Origin of the sequence: Martinezella lusitana, from assembly GCF_016901135.1 — a bacterium.
Lineage (GTDB): Bacteria > Pseudomonadota > Alphaproteobacteria > Rhizobiales > Rhizobiaceae > Rhizobium > Rhizobium lusitanum_D.
Genome location: NZ_JAFEVL010000008.1, coordinates 1 through 17,580, shown reverse-complemented (window position 1 = coordinate 17,580; position 17,580 = coordinate 1). Strand labels below are relative to the sequence as shown.

The 17,580-nt window shown below is 52.4% G+C and carries 14 protein-coding genes; 10 read left to right on the top strand and 4 right to left on the bottom strand.

What is annotated here, in order from left to right; all coding sequences use genetic code 11:
- The first annotated feature begins 780 nt into the window (after positions 1 to 780).
- Complete coding sequence (locus tag JTP94_RS02895) at positions 781 to 1,389, top strand: transglutaminase-like cysteine peptidase (protein ID WP_204849067.1); 609 nt, start codon at positions 781 to 783, stop codon at positions 1,387 to 1,389.
- 219 nt (positions 1,390 to 1,608) lie between these two features.
- Here JTP94_RS02895 and JTP94_RS02890 read toward each other — a convergent pair whose 3' ends face one another.
- The 3 genes from JTP94_RS02890 to JTP94_RS02880 are packed head-to-tail and all read right to left on the bottom strand — an operon-like array spanning position 1,609 to position 5,333.
- Positions 1,609 to 3,102: an O-antigen ligase gene (locus tag JTP94_RS02890; protein ID WP_204849066.1), complete on the bottom strand. Its 1,494-nt coding sequence runs from the start codon at positions 3,100 to 3,102 to the stop codon at positions 1,609 to 1,611.
- On the bottom strand, positions 3,092 to 4,207 hold the full coding sequence (locus tag JTP94_RS02885; RefSeq protein WP_204849065.1) for a glycosyltransferase family 4 protein: 1,116 nt from the start codon (positions 4,205 to 4,207) through the stop codon (positions 3,092 to 3,094). The genes JTP94_RS02890 and JTP94_RS02885 overlap by 11 nt, the downstream gene beginning before the upstream one ends.
- Positions 4,200 to 5,333: a glycosyltransferase family 4 protein gene (locus tag JTP94_RS02880; protein ID WP_204849068.1), complete on the bottom strand. Its 1,134-nt coding sequence runs from the start codon at positions 5,331 to 5,333 to the stop codon at positions 4,200 to 4,202. The genes JTP94_RS02885 and JTP94_RS02880 overlap by 8 nt, the downstream gene beginning before the upstream one ends.
- A 435-nt stretch (positions 5,334 to 5,768) precedes the next feature.
- Here JTP94_RS02880 and JTP94_RS02875 point away from each other — a divergent pair, with 435 nt between their 5' ends.
- The 4 genes from JTP94_RS02875 to JTP94_RS02860 all read left to right on the top strand — a co-directional run bounded on the left by JTP94_RS02875 (position 5,769) and on the right by JTP94_RS02860 (position 11,217).
- Positions 5,769 to 6,887, top strand: coding sequence for a calcium-binding protein (locus JTP94_RS02875; protein ID WP_204849064.1), 1,119 nt, complete (start codon positions 5,769 to 5,771; stop codon positions 6,885 to 6,887).
- Between the two features lie 187 nt (positions 6,888 to 7,074).
- Entirely contained in the window at positions 7,075 to 8,367 is a 1,293-nt protein-coding gene (locus tag JTP94_RS02870) for a hypothetical protein (RefSeq protein ID WP_204849063.1), read from the top strand.
- Between the two features lie 6 nt (positions 8,368 to 8,373).
- The gene (locus JTP94_RS02865; RefSeq protein WP_204849062.1) at positions 8,374 to 9,804 is read left to right on the top strand and encodes a hypothetical protein; all 1,431 of its coding nucleotides are present in this window, start codon (positions 8,374 to 8,376) and stop codon (positions 9,802 to 9,804) included.
- A 15-nt stretch (positions 9,805 to 9,819) separates the two neighbouring features.
- Positions 9,820 to 11,217: a hypothetical protein gene (locus JTP94_RS02860; RefSeq protein WP_204849061.1), complete on the top strand. Its 1,398-nt coding sequence runs from the start codon at positions 9,820 to 9,822 to the stop codon at positions 11,215 to 11,217.
- A 13-nt stretch (positions 11,218 to 11,230) separates the two neighbouring features.
- On the opposite strand, the gene JTP94_RS02855 is transcribed toward JTP94_RS02860, so the two are convergent.
- On the bottom strand, positions 11,231 to 11,815 hold the full coding sequence (locus tag JTP94_RS02855) for a DapH/DapD/GlmU-related protein (protein WP_204849060.1): 585 nt from the start codon (positions 11,813 to 11,815) through the stop codon (positions 11,231 to 11,233).
- 392 nt (positions 11,816 to 12,207) lie between these two features.
- On the opposite strand from JTP94_RS02855, the gene JTP94_RS02850 reads away from it, so the two are divergent.
- The 5 genes from JTP94_RS02850 to JTP94_RS02830 all read left to right on the top strand — a co-directional run.
- The gene (locus JTP94_RS02850; protein WP_312038134.1) at positions 12,208 to 13,269 is read left to right on the top strand and encodes a polysaccharide biosynthesis/export family protein; all 1,062 of its coding nucleotides are present in this window, start codon (positions 12,208 to 12,210) and stop codon (positions 13,267 to 13,269) included.
- A gap of 59 nt (positions 13,270 to 13,328) precedes the next feature.
- On the top strand, positions 13,329 to 14,000 hold the full coding sequence (locus tag JTP94_RS02845) for a hypothetical protein (RefSeq protein ID WP_204849058.1): 672 nt from the start codon (positions 13,329 to 13,331) through the stop codon (positions 13,998 to 14,000).
- Between the two features lie 34 nt (positions 14,001 to 14,034).
- Positions 14,035 to 16,308 carry a GNVR domain-containing protein gene (locus tag JTP94_RS02840; RefSeq protein ID WP_204849057.1) on the top strand — a complete coding sequence of 758 codons (2,274 nt, stop codon included), beginning with the start codon at positions 14,035 to 14,037 and terminating at the stop codon, positions 16,306 to 16,308.
- 76 nt (positions 16,309 to 16,384) lie between these two features.
- Entirely contained in the window at positions 16,385 to 17,116 is a 732-nt protein-coding gene (locus JTP94_RS02835; protein WP_204849056.1) for a hypothetical protein, read from the top strand.
- A 319-nt stretch (positions 17,117 to 17,435) separates the two neighbouring features.
- Positions 17,436 to 17,580 (top strand): sugar phosphate nucleotidyltransferase (locus JTP94_RS02830; protein WP_246754643.1); only part of this gene is annotated, 145 nt, incomplete at its 3' end.

Genomic DNA, 17,580 nt, shown 5'->3' with positions numbered 1-17,580 from the left:
TGTCGCTCGGCACCCGTCAGGATCTCAACCTTGGCCATTCATACCCTGTTACGTCACAAATGAATCATCTGTGTCGTAACTTGAGCTAATTCCGCACCTAACCAAAACCGGCTCACCGGACGCTCACATCCGGATGTGGATCGCTTCAATTAGCGAGTTTGCATCCTAGTCCCATCGAATCAGAACGGCCGTCTTAAGCCGCAAGCTCGCCCACGCCACAGATGCACCTGCGCAAGCGCCGATAGCCTTCACAACAGCATCATGAACCTCAGCGTGTCGTGTGGGCGAAAGATTCTGCAGCAGTTCTATTGCTCCTGCGCCAAACATAAGCAGTATGACGCACACAAAGAAATGACGCGGATATGCCCACACAAATAAGGCGGCCGTAGCCGCAAACGCCAACGCCCGATCCGCGTTTGCGGCTACGACATCATGAGGTCGCAAGGCGATGGGAGAAATGGTTATAAAAATAATCGTCGTTAGTGCGAGCCACGCGAATATCTGAAAAATACGAGTTGTCATTATTTTTTCGCTCTATTGGAATTTCCAATCTATCGCGTCCACCATCTTGCAGCCCACTACGGTGGCCGTTCCACATCGGAGATGCAGAATAAAAGCGATAGCATGTTGTAAGGGTAATGGCGCCTTTACGATAGGTCGTGCGACATAGCCAAAAGTTGATGCCTGCTAAGACTTTTGCCTAGAATCTTAAGTGAATTTGGCACGGGGCGTCAATTTCACTCTGGTAATGCTAGGGGTAATTCTGTTGGGAGCAACGAAATGCCGCTCGTTCATAAAGATATTCGTCTTTCTTATCGCTACTCGCTGTCCTTATTGGCAGCGCTTTTATTGTCCCAGTCGCCGGCCGAAGCGGCTGGTCCTGGCTCCCTGGCCCGCGAATTAAGTACTAAGCCAATATATCTCAGGGAGGGTGCCGCAACTCTCGCTCCGTTTGCTCATGTCAAATTCTGCATGACGTCTCCGGACCAATGCAAGTCGACGGGCGGAGCCGAACTCATTGATATGACGGCAGACGCGCGAGATCGAATTACGGCGATCAATGTCAATGTTAACCGCGCCATTCGTCCACTGGCCGATCCGCCGGGTCAAGAAGTATGGGTGGTTGGTGGCGTGGCCGGCAGCTGCCACGACTACGCGGTAACGAAGCGCGAGCAACTGCTTCAGGCCGGCTTCTCGTCGAGAGCCATCCGACTCGCTGTTGCGTATACGGGAGATGGTCAGGGGCATGCCGTTGTTGTGGTCCGGACGAATCAAGGGGATATGGTGCTCGACAACCGCACCAATGCCATTCGGCGTTGGGACAAAACTGACTTGCATTGGATCAAAATAGAATCCAGCGACAATCCTCGCTTCTGGGTGTCTCTCTAAAATCGCTAGCCGCACGATAACGAAAAGGTCACGGTTGCCGTTTGCGCAACGGACACACCTGCAAAATGGTTTGGCTCTCGATGGAAGAAAAAGAATATCGAGGACTTATTGCCGAGCCACTTCAACGGCAAACGCGTGATGGCTTAAATGAGCTGCTGTAAACACTGATCTGTAGCGTTGCAGCCGGAAGCCCCGAAATCGACTGGCGAGTCTGGTATGTTAATCCCGGGCGCTGGTTGCAGGATTCGAAGCGGCTGTGCGTAAGCCTCGCATCAACGTTGGCTCGGTCGTTTTGAATGAATTTGAATACGATCCTGTTCCGCTCGTCGATATGGAGGCACTGACCAGCGCTGCAAGGTAAGTCGCCACAGCAGGAATTTCCATCGAGAAGTCCACGAGAGAATGTGCGGCGACAAGCATCAGCGCAGCTAAGGCAAGCGCAATGTAAGAGCGGTGAGGGTGGTCCGTGAATAGCTTTCGCGCTAACACAGAGATCACCACCAAACCCGATATCAGCAAAAGAGCACTGCCGGGTACACCGAGTTCGATCAAGGACTGCAAATAGGAATTATGAGCCTTTTGCCAAATTCCGCTCAATCCACATGCCGGGTCTCGATAAGCTGCGAACGCGTCGGCAAATGTACCGGCTCCGGTTCCCCACGGCCAACTGGCGCTCAGCAGCTTAGTGATAGACGGCATAACACAGAAACGTGGGTCATCTGCCCCAAGGACCTGAGCTCTCATAACCACACGGTCTCCTAGTATCATGAAGACACCCGCGGCTGCTGCGAGTAACACCAACGAACGTAAGAGCATTTTTGACATGGTGGCGCTTTCGGAGACACGAGATCGTTCCCGCAGCCGCAGCCAGAGCAAAACTAGTCCCAAAGCCACACTGGAGGCCGTACTTGCTACAATGGCCCCCCGCGACTTGGTCATGAACAATGCCACGATAACGACCATCAGCAATCCAGCGTAAACGATTGCAGACAGAGGCCTTCGGCCGCTCCGTGTGCGTCCCAGCAATGCAAATTCGCAAAGATCACGGATGGAAAAGGCTCGAGTTTCTGACCAAAACTGTCGCAGAATAACCAGCAATGTCAGTCCGACGAATGTTCCCGCGTTGTTTCGATTGATAAAAAATGCGGTAAAGCTATCCCGATAGAACACTTTGGGGCGTGACAATATGAAGTCATTCGCCAGTAGAAATTGTCCGAAAGAAACCGTTGTCACCACCGCTCCAACGAGTCCGATAGCGCGTACAAGGGTACGAGCTTCACGAGCATCGCGCGCTATGATCAGACCTGTGAAGAATGTCAAAAACGGAAGTATAAGGCACTGCATTGTATAAAAAGTGTCTGCCGGCTGGATCGAGACACTCATAGTCTTATCCAGCCCAAGCGAATTCAGACTGTTCCAGATAGGATTTGCTGCTATCGGCGCTGGAAGGGTCTGAACAAATACCCACGACAGGAGCGCCAATAGACAGATTGGGCCGAAGACCATAACCCAAACGAAATCTTGCGAAATCTTGCGCCGCACAATCGTGGCGAAGGCCAGAGCCGCCATTCCGGCAGTCACCGAGGAAAGCGCAAACGGCCCGACCGATCCAAAGGCAACCAAGGCGATCAAGACTATGCAAAGGTAAATTGGCGTCAGCCAATTGGTTGACCGGATTCTTGCCAGCCAGATCCGCGCGTCCTTAAGCAGCATTCGCCGTCAGCTCAGAATAAAGACTATGCACCGAGCTGTGCAATCTTTCCTTGCTGAAGTGGGTGCGCACATGGTTGCGCGCCTCTTCGGCGACTTTTACTGTTCCAGCGGTATCCAAGTGGATTTTGGATACCGCCGCACAGAAATCGTCGGCGGCCTGCACAAGAAATCCAGTGACGTTGTGAATGACCATCTCGGTGGTGCCACCCGTCGGTGTCGCGATAACCGGAAGCCCCATGTTCATGGGTTCGAGTATCGTGCGCGCAAAAGGTTCGGGTGCCTGGGCTGGCGCGCACACGACATCGAGATCCTTATACACGCCGTTCGGATCATTGATGAAACCTTGAAACTCAACGATATCGTTCAGATCCAGGGCTTCAACCTTGCTTTTAATCTCGCTCTCATATCCCGGTAGTTCAGTCGAGAAGGTGCCACGTACGATAAGCCGGACCGGCGTGCCGCGGTCATGCGCAAGCTTGACCCAATCCAACAGTGTATGCAGACCCTTGTGAGGATGAATTCGGCCTATGAAGCCTATTCGCACGGTGTCGGCGACCTTTAATTCAACCGGAGGCTTCGGGTCCACGCCATTAGGTATAACCCGACCGTTTTTCGGCAAGCTTGGGAATGGACAACATGCGCCTGACACGAATACAGCTCTCGCCGCAAGCAAGGTCTGCAGCCGCCATACAAGTTTTTCCTGCCACGTGTAGGCAATATCGCGGAAATGCATCACGACCTTTAGCGGCGAGCCCAGACGCGCCAGAGCGGCGACACTGTGTGCCTTTAAGCCATTCGTGTGCAAGATTCCGATCGAGTTTTCAGCGCAAAATGCCCGTAGCTGTCGACCGGCCTTCCACGCATCGGACATAGCCAGAACCGCGCTGGAGAAAGTGAAAGGTCGTCTGATCTTTTCAACGCTGCCTAAGGTTACCACGGTGACGGGGATCCCCATCGCCCTTGCCTTGACGGCCAACTCTCCCTCGGCCGGAACGGCGAGGTAGGGCGATATTTTCTCGTTGCTGAGAAGATCGAACAATGAGCGTTCTGCTCCGCCCTTAAAGAAGGAAACCGGAGAAACATAAAGAACCTTGATTTTATCCATGATGTACTCGGCGCTCGGGAAAATAGTTGTCGACAATGTCTTTTATGGAGTCTCTAAATTTTTGCGCGGAAAACTTCTGGGCGTTGGAGACGCAATTCTCCGCGGTAATTTCGTGTCTTTTTTCTTCAAACAATTTGACGGCTTCGATTATAGCTTCAGTCGACTGCTCGTGGAAATGCACACCTGTCGGCGCACTCTGATCCAGCCCGCGCACGGTTTCCAGGCTGCCGCCTTTGCCGAAGGCGATAACCGGCGTGCCGCAAGCCTGCGCTTCCACGGGGATGATGCCAAAATCCTCTTCAGCGGCAAAGACAAATGCTCTCGCATGCGCAATCTTTGTTCTCAGCGCGTCATTGTCTTGATAGCCGAGAATTTCTACGTTCGGTCCGGCTGCACGACGAGCCTTATCGATATCCGGGCCATCGCCGATGACGATGAGGCGCTTGTCCGGCATCTTGGAAAATGCCTCCACGATCATCGGTATCTTCTTGTAAGGTACCATACGCGATGCCGTCACATAGTAATCCTGTTTCTCTGTAACGGGTTGGAAATACTGTAGATCGACCGGAGGGTTCACAATCGTCGCGTCTACACCATAGGTCTTTTTAATCCTACGGGCGACAAAGGCTGAGTTCGCAATCATCAGATCTGGTCCGTGAGCAGTCCTGAAGTCCCATAGCCTCAGGTAGTGAAGCATAGTTCTGGCAACAGCAGACTTCAGACCCCAATGCATTCGGGCCTCTTTAAGATAAGCTGCTTGTTGGTCCCACGCATATCGCATGGGTGAGTGAACGTAGGAGATGTGGATCTGACGAGGGCCGGTAATGATGCCCTTTGCGATCGAACTCGATGAGGAGATCACGAGATCGAAGGCTGAAAAGTCAAACTGCTCAATTGCCAGCGGCATGATTCCAATAAACTGGCGGTGGCGCTTGCGAATTGTCGGCACCTTCTGAAGGAAGCTCGTATGAATCTTCGTGTTCTTCAAAAAGCCCCGATCTGACAATGGAAGAAAATCGATCAGCGTGAAAAGATCTGCGTGTGGAAAAAGCTGTATGAGTTCGGCCAGTACCTTTTCTGCTCCCCCCATTACGTACAGCCAGTCGTGCACAATTGCGACTTTCAAAAATATACATCCTTTTGAATATGTTCGGCCCCGGTCGGAAGCGAGCTGCGTCATTTCGAGCCCGTATCCGAGTTACCCCAATAATGCATAATCAAATAGATTGATAGTTTGTTATACGCAAGGGCTATGTATTAGTGAAGTCTTTATAACGATAACTTATTACGATTAAGGTAAATTAGCATATTTTGAACGCGGACCCTTCATGATTTACCGGAAAAACAAGCACCGAAGAACAGATTTTACGTCGAATTGGAAATAGACCCAAAAATGATCCCCAAAACTTCGCCGAATTTTGTGGGATATCCTGTCTATACCACTAACCATTAAAGAAAAGATCTTGGTATACCGGTTGACCGGTCGTTAACGAATAGTTAAATACGGACCGACGGTGAGATTACCGTAAAGAGTATCTTAACTAATTGTAGAGGGTTCATAATGGTTTCCAATATCGATGATATCGATCTTACTAAGATTGCAGACGTGGATCAGGCCAATATTAATGGCTCCTCAAGAGACGACTTGCTCTTCATGAGCGATGTTGGGGGCATTGCACAGTCTGGTGCCGGCGACGACATTGCATTTGGCGCTGGAGGTAGCGACATTCTGCGCGGTGATGCTGGCAATGATCTGCTTTACGGTGGCGCTGGCAACGATACCATGAGCGGCGGTGTCGGCGACGACGTGCTGCTGGGAGGCGCCGGCAACGACGTTCTCTATGGCGGCGAAGGAAACGATATCATGTCTGGCGGTGATGGCGCCGACAAGTTCTTCCTTGAAGCCAATGCCGGTCACGACCGCATCACCGATCTGAATTTCGCAGAGCACGATGTCATTACATTCGCCGCCGGCACGCTTGCGGACATGGGTAACAAGCAATTGACAATTGCTTCCGAGTCGGATCTCGCGTCTTTCCTCACCCGCTCGGACGTGAGCTTTACGACGTCAGGTGACGATCTGATCATCAAATACGGTTCTGGTGACAACACACTTACCCTCCAGAATTTCGGTTCGGAGTTCGGTGGGACGGTTGCCGGCAACATCAATGGCAACTCACAAGACAACACACTTTTTGGCGATCATGGGGGCAACCTGATCAATGCAGGATCAGGTCCTGATACGATTTTCGCAGGCTCGGGCGACACCAAGATTTCTGGTGGCGCGGGTAACGATCTCATCGTTGGCGGTGCGGGTCACGATACGCTCGGAGGCCAAGAAGGCAACGACCTCATCTTCGGCGGCGCCGGAAATGACCAGATCACCGGTGGCAAAGGAAATGATATCCTAACCGGTGGGAGCGGCAACGATACCTTCAACTTCAAGCTCGGCGACGGCCACGACACCATCACCGACTTCAGTGCCGGCGACAAGATTAATCTCTATAGCGGATATGTCGCGGGCAAGGATGTCGTAACGGTCGAATCCGTGGCGGACTTGCACGCCCTGGTCAATAGCGGAGCCGCTTCTGCCACGACGGCCGGCGACTCGGTGGAACTTCATTTCACGGGCGGCGATAACATCAAGTTCATTGGGATCGATTGGGCACTGCCCGCCTGATTGGATCTCGGATCGGCCTAAACAGGATGTGACCTCGCCAGACGGTTAGCAGTTTGGCGAGGCAATCCATTTTTAAGTTGCCAGATGAAGCTCCCCTCTACCTCGTACAGGTGAAGATTGCGAACGTGATTAGTGTCGGTTTGACTTTGTCGACGTCATCATTCATCACTGTCGAACGGAGCAAAAAATGCGTATTATTTATCGTTCGACGACGTTTTTTGAACGTCTTATTTATTATTTTCTAATACCGGATGTAATAGCGAAGATTGTCTTCGAGATTGTTCTTCGCGTCCCGGCGATAACCGTCAATCAGCCGAAGCAGTTTGTGTTTTACGGGCTGTTGGCGATCGAATATCTATGGCTGCTTTACAATTTCAAAGCATTTCGCCCTTCTTTCTCAAAAGTATCACCGTTTGCAGCAGTATTGGCGCTCATGACAATTCAGGGCGTGGTTGTGGGCATCTGGTGGGGGAATTCACTTGCACGAATCGGCATAGATACAATCAATGTCGCCGTCGTTCTGTTGAATATCTTCATTCTCACCGATCCGAGCAAATCCGCCGACACCGCGTTCGGGCGTATCTTTCTGGTCAACAGACTCTATGCGATCTTGATGATATTGCTTTCGATCGTCGCCATGGCGGTTAATCCGGTCGCCGTCATCTCTTTTGGCGGATCAGTTTCAACTGCTGTCTGCATTTCGCTTCTGTTCGCTGAACTCATGCTGCTGCGAAAGCTAAACATCGCTAATATGTTAACGGTGATCTTTTGCCTACTTGCAATGATTGCAACGCTTCAGAGTTGGAACCGCACAACGTTGATGGTCTGCGGCGCGGCCCTGTTGCTATATCTAGGGCGACAAGCCGGCCAGGCGCCTTATCGGGTCATTAGCCTGTCGCTCGCTATTGTGATGGCGGCTGGCGTCGGATTTTCTATGCTGCCGGAAGATAGTGCGCTGTCGAGGCGATTAACGGGCCTCGAAGATCTGGATCTATCATCTCGGACAGGATCGATCGGTGAACGAGAAGCCGAAGGCGATGCGGTAGGTGCAAAAATTGCCGCTTTGGGGTCGGGGGCAGTCCTATTCGGTGCTGGCCACGGGGCCTCCTACGACGTCAAATATACGTGGGAATGGAAGCTCGATTATTCAAATGCTCACTACGGCTGGGTATTGTTCTATTTGAGATACGGTGAATTGGGCTACGTATATCTCGGCCTATGGATCTTGGCGCTTTTTGTTACGATTCTTCAGACTTGGCGAACAAGCTACGCCTCCTCGCTCGTCATTTGTCTGCTTGCGGTTTGGAACATCGGTTATCTCGGAACTTACAGCTATTTCTCTTTTTTCATAGCAGGAATGCCTTTTGCGCGGGCCGCTTTTCGGGTGGCGTTCGCCTCCCCGCCGCGGCTGGATCGTTTTCCTCCTCTTGGCCGGGGACGACTGGCGCGTTCCCCAACAACCAACACTTTTCGGATGTGATCGTTCATGCGCTCACGACTTATTGTAATCTTGCTTCCCGCCGCCTTGATCATTTCGAATGCGCTCAACATGATGGGTGTCGTCGTTCTGCCCAAGTTGATAAAGTCACAAGAGTTTGCCCTGTTCAGCCTGGCATCCTCCATCGGCTTGTTTATCGTCTCGGTGCTATTCGAATGGAGCCGCATTTGCGTCATGCGGTACAGTGTCACCAAAGATGCAACCGAAAGCGCGCGTCGCCGAGCTACGCTTAACGCAGCGAACCTGTGGACGGCCGGCGTTCTCATCCTAGCCGCGCTCGCCGTTCAACTGCTTCACGCGACTTATGCGATTGTGTTCGGAATGGCGTGTCTTTTTGCCATATCTCAGGCGCTGTTTGAGGCGCGTCAGGCCAGTTTCCGTGCAGAGTTCAAAGACGTTGACTACATACGGAACGTCTTAACGAGAGCAACGCTTGGCTTCGTCTTGCTCTGCGCCTTCGCCTTTTTCGCCCAAAGTGCAGTATTCGCGATGTTTGGCTGGGCAGGCTCATTCGCGCTGATTTTGCTTTTTACCAAGAATCCTTTGCGTGCGCCGCCGATTGGAAAGTTTGACTCGCAGACGCTCTCTTTCATGATAAAATTTGGCATGGGCGTAACCGTAAGCGCCGTTGCCACGACTGCTCTTTCTCCGCTCTTGAGATTGGTGGCTGCCGGAATCATTCCACTCGACGAGAGCGGCAAGATGATGCTTGCCATGGATATCTCGCAAAAGATCATCGGCGTTGTCGGCGTAAGTATCAATCTCATTACGCTGCAGGCCACCTTCCGGGCGAAGGAGTTTGGCGACGATGCGTTGGCCGCGGCACGTGTCTCCAGCCAACTCTCGATAGTCGTCGCCGTGATTGTGCCCGCGGTGATCGGATTTTTGTTTTTGACGGATCCGTTCGAAAGCATTTTTGTGCCGGCGGACTATCGCCACATCTACGCGGAAAATATCGGCTGGTGCATGATTGCGGCGGGTCTTGTTGGCGTCAGGACTTTTGCGCTGGATAGTATTTTCTTGGTTGCTGGCCGCCCCTATCTCGGTGTTGCCGGTCCCGTTGTCACTGGCCTGGCCAGCCTCCTTGCCTTGCCTATTTTAGGATATTCTCAAGGATTTTCATCGGTTAGCATTTCGCAAGCAATGGCGATTGGCGCGCTCATGGGCGTTTTGGCGAGTGCTCTACTGTCACGCCGCGTCTTCCAGTTTGACGTTGCTTGGCTGGATATTTTGAAAGTTGGTGCAGCGAGTGCGGTAATGTATGGCGCGATGATTACGATCCCCCGGTTTGCCGACGCGCTATTCCTTGTCCTTGCAAGCGTCATCGGGGCGGCGGCCTACAGTGCAGTGATGTTTGGAACGAATGCGCTTGGATTATACGGGATGCTCCGGCGATTTCCGATCGACCAAAGGCCTTAAGGAGAGTGGATTTAGATGGGAACGCGTTATACTGCTCGGTTGTGTGCTGCACTTCTGTTTGCTCTAACCGCGATTTCAGCACAAGCTGCTGAGCAGCGGGCACCATTTTTTGGTGTGGCAAGCCATTTCCTGCATAACAAGTATATTTATAAGGAAAAAGATGACAGCTGGCTGACGACGAAAACGTCGCCCGCCGTGAGCGATCTCGGCACCGAATGGGTTACCGAACAGATATATGCTCTCACCAACAAGTCGCGTGCGCTCGTTGATGATGGCACCTTAAGCGATGTCGATCGTGCCAAAATTGAGGAGCGGCGTCGACTGATTGATCAGTGGTTGGCAGTCCATGATCAGAAGAAGCGCAAAGTTCTTCTCACCATATTAGCCGCCGCGCCAAAGGCGCGGAATTTCGAGCAGATAAACCATGATTTCGGGCAGTGGATCGCGCAATTAGTTCACAAACACCCCTCGATTGTCGCAGTGCAACTCCATAACGAGCCGAATCTCCGCTCATTCTGGCCTGGATCTCCACAGGACTATGTCGACATTTATCGCCCGATCGCTCTCGAAATTAAACGCGTGAATCCAAACGTGGACATTACAGTGGGCGCGATTTCGAGCTTAAGCTGGGATAAGGGACGTGACTGGTTTAGATCGGCGATGCGTGCTGGTATCCTCGACTTCGCCGACGGCGTTTCGGTGCACCCCTATAATCTCAAGGTGACCCCGGAACAAGATCCACATCTATCGATTGCGGCCACATCTCCGAATACGCAGCTCGGGCAGGCCATTGCATCCTTTTGGGGTGAAGTGCAGTCCTTCAATCAAGCCCACAAGCCACTTAAGCTTTACTTTACCGAGCTCGGCTACTCGAGCGCGCCAAACGGCATCGCCGGTATCGGCGACGAGACGTTGCAAGCGAAATATCTCACGCGCCTGATGGCCGTCTACCTCGACGCGCGCGTGCGCCAGAAGATTCCTCTTGAGGCGGTCTTCTGGTATGATCTCAAGAATGACGGTGAGAAGGCTGCCAACCAAGAAGACAATTTCGGGCTGGTCTCTGCCGATCTGCAGCGAAAAAAGCCTGCATTTTTCGCGTATAAGAACCTTATATCGGCGATCGGCGACGTTTCGGATCTCAATGCGGTCGACGTCACAAGTCAAAAAGCTGATGCTGATACAATTTTGATGGGTTGGCAACGAAGCTCGAAACGGCAAGTCATAGTGCCGTTCTGGACTACCGGCCAAAGTGAGGGTGAGGCAAGCGTAAAGTTACCTGCGGGATTCGATCAGAGTTCCGTGAAGGCGACGGTCATTGACCTGATGTCAGGACAGGGCGCCGCCGTGCCGATTGCCAGCGGCATCGTGAATGTCAAATCCAAGGACTATGTCCAGGTTCTGCTGATACAATGACAGGCATCGAGCTTCATCCGTCTCGATCCAAGGCCGTCAAGCTTTGCGATGATGGCGTTTGTTGTTCGTCGTTGACGGCGTCGGTGGTGTTCACATTTAGGGAGCGAACGAGTTTTGCTGGCACACCCGCAACCAAGGCATGGGGAGGCACATCGTGAATAACAATCGAGCCCGCCGCGACAACTGCCCCTGTGCCAATGGTCACGCCGCCGAGTATGGTTGCTCTGGCGCCGATCCAAGCGCCGGCTTCCACCACGATTGGCTTACCTTTGACCGCCCCACATCGGCGCTGCGGGCCGCCAATCTCATGGTGTGCAGTGACAAATAACGTTTGCATACCGACTACGACATTATCGGCAATTGTGATGGGAGCCGTTAAATCGAAAAAGCATCCTTGGTTGATAAAGCAACGCTCGGCGACGGAAAGGTCGCCCGGGTTGATGTAGGTGCCGGACGATATCGCCGAGCTGTAGTGGCATCTCAATCCCAGCGGGCGCAACAAAAACGGCCGCAACCGATTGCTGAGCGGATCAGGGGGAAGTAAGTCTGCAATACTATTGAGAATGTGGGCAAGGTATTTTCGTAGCGTGCGTCTCATCGTAAATCACCTTAAAATTGTAACCAATAATAGTTCTCTGAATAACCGTGGAAGTTGGTGTAGGTAACGTTAATCTGTGAAAATTCTGACCCGTATCTTGTCTCGTCATTATCTTTTGTTATTACTATGTAATATGTTGCGAGCTTGCAACATACAGATAACTATCTGAGATCAAGTAATATTTAAGAGCTTTCACGGTATTTAAATTTGTGCAATCTCATCAACATTGATTAATGCCTCATAATTAGAGAAGAAATTTGTCCAAGCACTTTTTCCTGCCATTGATTGTTGCGGTCGGTCTCACGGGGTGCAATAGCTTCCCGCGGTCTGGGCCGGAAGATGCCGCATTCGACAAGCAGGCCGCCGTTCGCTTGACAACCAAAGAGCGGAAAGTGGGCATTGACTACGCGCTGGTCGACATTAGCAAGAATATGCTTGCCAACTTCGCCAAGCCGACGACGGCTTCGATCAAGGATAGTTTCCAAGGCGGACGCGGCGGTCCGCCCGACATTCCGCTTGGTATCGGGGACGTCATTCAAGTTTCGATCTTCGAGGCGCAGGCGGGTGGTCTCTTCATCCCCACTGAAGCCGGTAGTCGGCCGGGAAATTATATCACGCTGCCTTCCCAGACAATCGACCGCAGTGGTTCGCTGAGCGTGCCTTATGCAGGCCGTATCGCCGCGGCGGGCAGGCCGAAGGAAGAGGTCGAGCGCGAAATCGAGGACAAATTGTCCAATCGTGCCATAGAGCCTCAGGTGGTCATCACCACGGCGACGAGCCATTCCAGTGAAGTTGCCGTTCTCGGCGACGTCAACAAGGCTGGCAAATTCGAGGTGACTGCGGCAGGTGATCGCATCTTGGACGTGATTTCTTCGGCGGGAGGCATCAGCGCGCCCAGTATTGAGACTTATGTGACGCTGCAGCGGCGCGGCAAGAGCGGCACAATTTCTTATGACAAACTGCAGACAACGCCTACCGAGAATATTTACGTCTCGCCCGGTGATACGGTCCTGGTCAATCGTGAGCGCCGCACCTATTCGGTATTTGGCGCGTCGGGTCAGAACGGCCGGTTTGATTTCGAAGATACCGCATTGACCTTTGGCGAGGCGCTTGGCAAGGCAGGTGGACTGCTCGACGGACGCGCGGATCCTGCGCGGGTGTTTTTGTACCGTACGGTGCCTCGAAATGTCTTGCAAAGTCTTGGTGTCGATACGACCCGCTTCTCCTCGAACGATGTTCCTGTGATCTTCCGCGCCAATTTGCGGGATCCCTCCGCCTTTTTCGCGGTTCAGAAATTCGCCATGCAGGATAAGGACATTGTCTATATTTCGAACTCCGACTCGGTCGAGCTGGTCAAATTCCTGAATGTCTTAAATTCCGCAACGTCGACGGCTTCGGGTGCCGTCACCGATACTGCTGACGCAAAGACTGCGGCAAGCGATATTACCCACTAAGGCGTCTGTCGTGAGCGACAGACGATAAGAACAATGATGTTTACTGTGAGGATTGCCCAATGGAAAAGATGATCGTCCTTCGACGCTTGGGGTTGGGTGCGTCCCTGCTGGTACTTGTTGCGACTGCAACAGACGCGGCCGCCCAAGTGCATGCCGCCGGTTGTTTTCTATCGCCAGTAAAGCTCGGTGACGAGAATATCTCAACCTTCCTCGCTTCGCCGGCGTCTCTCAATACTATCTATCCGACCGGTGGTTTCGAGATGATTTCCCGGGTACGCGTTTTGGCTGGCTCAAGCTCCGAGACGCTCGATCCGATGATCGGGCTCATCCCCCAGATGACAGTGCCACAAAAGACGGCGTTGGGGTCTGGACTGGCGAGAACGGCGCGCGCTTGCGCAGCCGTCGATCCGACCTATGCGCAAGTTATTCAGGAGAAAGTTGCTGCAGCCAACTCCCCGGAGGTAACGGCAGCTTTCCTGTCGACGCTGAACGAAGTGCAGACGGCAGCACTCGGTCCGGCAGGGGCCGGGGCCGCCGGGGGGAGCGCTGCCGGAGTCGCGGGCGGTGCGGCTGGCGACTCATCCGGCGGGACGACTGCAGACAGTTCCGTCGCTACTACGTCTGGAGATTTTACCATCGGTTCGAGATCGCGTCGTCTCTCAACGAGCAGTGTGACGAATGTCACGAACGTTACGAATATCACAGAAATTGCCGGTACCAGCCCGTTCTAGGGCTTGCGTCATAGCGTATTGAGCGGAGTTGCCATTGTTATCGCCCGGAAATAAATCAGCGGCTCCATTTGCATGGGACGATAACGGTCCACTCACGACTTCGATTGACCTGGAAAGGGTAATTGCAGTTGCGCGGCGCCAGTGGCGCCTCGTCGCAGTAGCAGCGATCATCGGCATGGTGTTTGGTGTAACCTATATCATCACCGCCGTGCCGAAATATACAGCCACGGCAAGCATTCTGATCGGCGGCAATACCGACGGCCTCGTTAATCGCCTGTCGATGGATCAGTCGGCAGCCGATGACGATGCCACTATTTTGAGCCAGGTCGAGCTACTGAAGTCCGACACGATAGGACTTGCGGTTGTCGGAAAACTTAATCTCGCGCAAAATCAGGAGTTTTTGGCGTCGGATTCAAGCGCGTTTGACACCGTGAAGGTTCTTATAAACACCATTCTTAATATCCCATCAATGTTCGTGAGTGCGAATCTCGAGCAGACCGATGAGGATAAAGATCAGCGACGTGCTTTGGCTATCGTACAGCGTAACATGTCGATCACCAGGGTAGGGCGCACCTATGTCTTGGACGTTGGCTTTACCTCGCCTTCCCGAGATATTGCTGCATCCGTCGCCAATGCTATTTCTGATATCTATATCAATGACAAACTCGAGGCCAAGTATGATGCAACGCGTCGTGCAAGCGACTGGTTGCAGGAGCGCATTGATGAGCTAAAGCAAAAGTCGCTCGATAGCGATTTAGCAGTGCAAAAATACCGAGCTGACAATGGACTTCTGGCTGCGAATGGCAACCTTATTGCCGATCAACAATTAAGCGAATTAAATACGGCCCTTATTGCCGCGCAAGCGGAAACCGCTAAGGATCGCGCCAAATACGATCAGATCCAGCAAATCATTGCGTCTGGTCAAACCGATGCAATTGTTCCAGAAGTGCTGGATAGTTCCGTTTCCAATGATATTAGACAGAAGTATTTAGCTGACGCGAAACTGGAAGCGGATATTTCAAGCAGGCTGGGGCCGGGTCACATTCGCGCGGTGCGCCTTCGCGAAGAGATGGCAGAATATCGCCGGCAAATGTTCGACGAATTGAACCGCATCAAAGAAAGCTATAAAAACCAATTGGACGTCGCGCAGGCGCGCGAGGACTCACTGACCGTCAGCGTAAACAGAGCTAAATCCGACAGCGCGTCAGCTGGAGAAAGCGGTGTTCAGCTGCGCGAACTCGAGAGATCTTCCGAGGCCTACAAAAATTTGTATCAAACTTTCCTGCAAAGATATCAGGAGGCTATACAGCAGCAATCCTTTCCGGTCAGCGAAGCGCGCATTATCACACGGCCGGTCAAGCCGGAAAGTCCAAGCTATCCCAGAAAGCTAATGGTTTTGGCGCTGTTCGGTTTCGTTGGTGCCGTGATGGGGTCAGGAATTGGTGCTGTAAGAGAGTTGCGGGATCGCTATTTTCGCACGGGGGACCAAATTCGCGCGGAGCTCAATCTGGAATATCTGGGTTCGCTTCCCTTTATCGCGGAAGCGAAGGCCTCACGTGGCAGCAACGAGGGACCCATCGAGGGTCGTCTTTGGAAAGTTAACTCCATAGCAAATTATGTCGTCGACCATCCTCTTTCGACTTTCACCGAGACTTTGCGAAGCGCAAAAATTGGTATCGATATGCGCAAGACTGGCACAAGGGGACGTGTTGTCGGCGTTGTAGCGGCCTTGCCTGGGGAGGGCAAATCGACCGTTGCCATCAACTTCGCTGAGCTTGTCGCGTCGCAGGGTGCAAAAGCTGTTCTGGTCGATTGCGACTTCCGCAATCCAGGAGCCACTAGGGCCATCGCTGGCCACGCAGAACAGGGATTGTTGGAAATTGCATTGGGGACCGCTAAAGCAGAGGACTTGCTTCTGACCAGCGAACAAACTGGACTTGCATTCGTGCCCGCCGTTATCCGGCACCGGGTTCCGCATTCGTCCGAGCTCCTGGCCTCTGCTAGCATGCGGGAGTTCTTGGATACCGCCCGTGAAAAGTTCGAGTACATTATTCTAGACCTACCGCCGCTTGCCCCGGTCGTCGACGCAAGAAGCATCGAGCCACTGGTAGATGACTTTGTTTTCGTCGTCGAATGGGGGAAGACATCTCGCAAATTCATTCAGACCACCCTGGAGCGAGATTCGGACATTCATGACAAGTGTGCGGGCGTCATTCTTAACAAGGTCGATACGAAGAAGATGATGCTTTACGAAGGTCATGAATCGGAAGCATTTTACCATTCGCGGTACAGTGCTTACTATAGCTGATGGCCGATTGGTCGTGACAATACTTGCAAGAATTCTACTTGGCGTTAGTGCGTTTGTTGCGTTCGGCATTGCGTCGATGGAACTCGGCACTACCATCAAATTTTCGGATCTGTTCTACTTGTCGTCGGAAGCGACCGTGCGGAGTTCGATGCTTCCGGCAATTTTATCAACGTATGCGCGCTACTCGGAGCAGATCTATGAGCGAAAGCTCTGCCGGTCCGATATCGTCAACGCAGGGTTAGGTGTCACGCTCGCCGACCTCGACCACCAAAACCCTGATCGGAACTTCGACGCTTGGCTGACGTCGGTTCAACGAGCCGAAAAACTTGCCATGCATGCCCTGCAATGTGGTCCACATGTCTCCGATTATTGGACACGTCTTGCGATGATCAAACTTGCAGGAGGCGAGAATTCTGCAGAGCTTGCATTTCTATTAGGTCAGGCCATCGCTCTTGATCCCACCAACATAGCGGCGCTTAGGGCACGATTTTCCCTCTGGGGAAAGCTCAGCGGCGAGAGCTTGGTCGCAGCGAAGCCATCGTTGGAGAGCGATCTGAAAGTGCTGCTCACTTATGCGGGTCCAAAGGAACTTCGTGACATTTTTCCGACGACCAGTGTGAATATGCAGCCTTATGTTATCGCCGCATTCAATCGCCTTTCAGAAGACAGGAAGGCACAACTCACACGCTGGCACGCGCTACCGATCGACAAATGGAACGCGCAAGCTGATGTCAAAGACAGCAAACCCGATCACTCGCCCTCTGCGGCGCCGTTTGCAACCGATAAGAAAATGAGCAGGCAAATATAAGCCAGCAATCGCAATAACCTTGTCAGTCGCGATCTCGATGACGAGACAATTATGCTGAAAATGGCAGTCAAGCGGCTAATTTAACTATAAAAATACGTCTCATTTTACACCGTCTTTCCTCTTGAATAAGAAAAGCTATACTTTTAGGAAGCGGAAAATATTGGAATTCTGTATCAATAAAAGCCGGGATACAGAGAAGGCATAAGGCCTTACGATTGTTGATCATGCGAGCTAGTTGTTTTTCGGCGCCGCTCTTAGATCGATAGTTGCGGGCAGAATCTGAGTGATTGCTTAAGCAGATATTGAGGGACGCATTTACATGAAGCAAAAAATTACCCCGGTGATCATGGCAGGTGGCAAGGGCACGCGTCTGTGGCCGCTATCGCGCGCCTCCGCCCCGAAGCAATTCATCCAGTTCATCGGCGACAGGACACTGTTTCAGAACACGCTGGAACGTGTTTCGG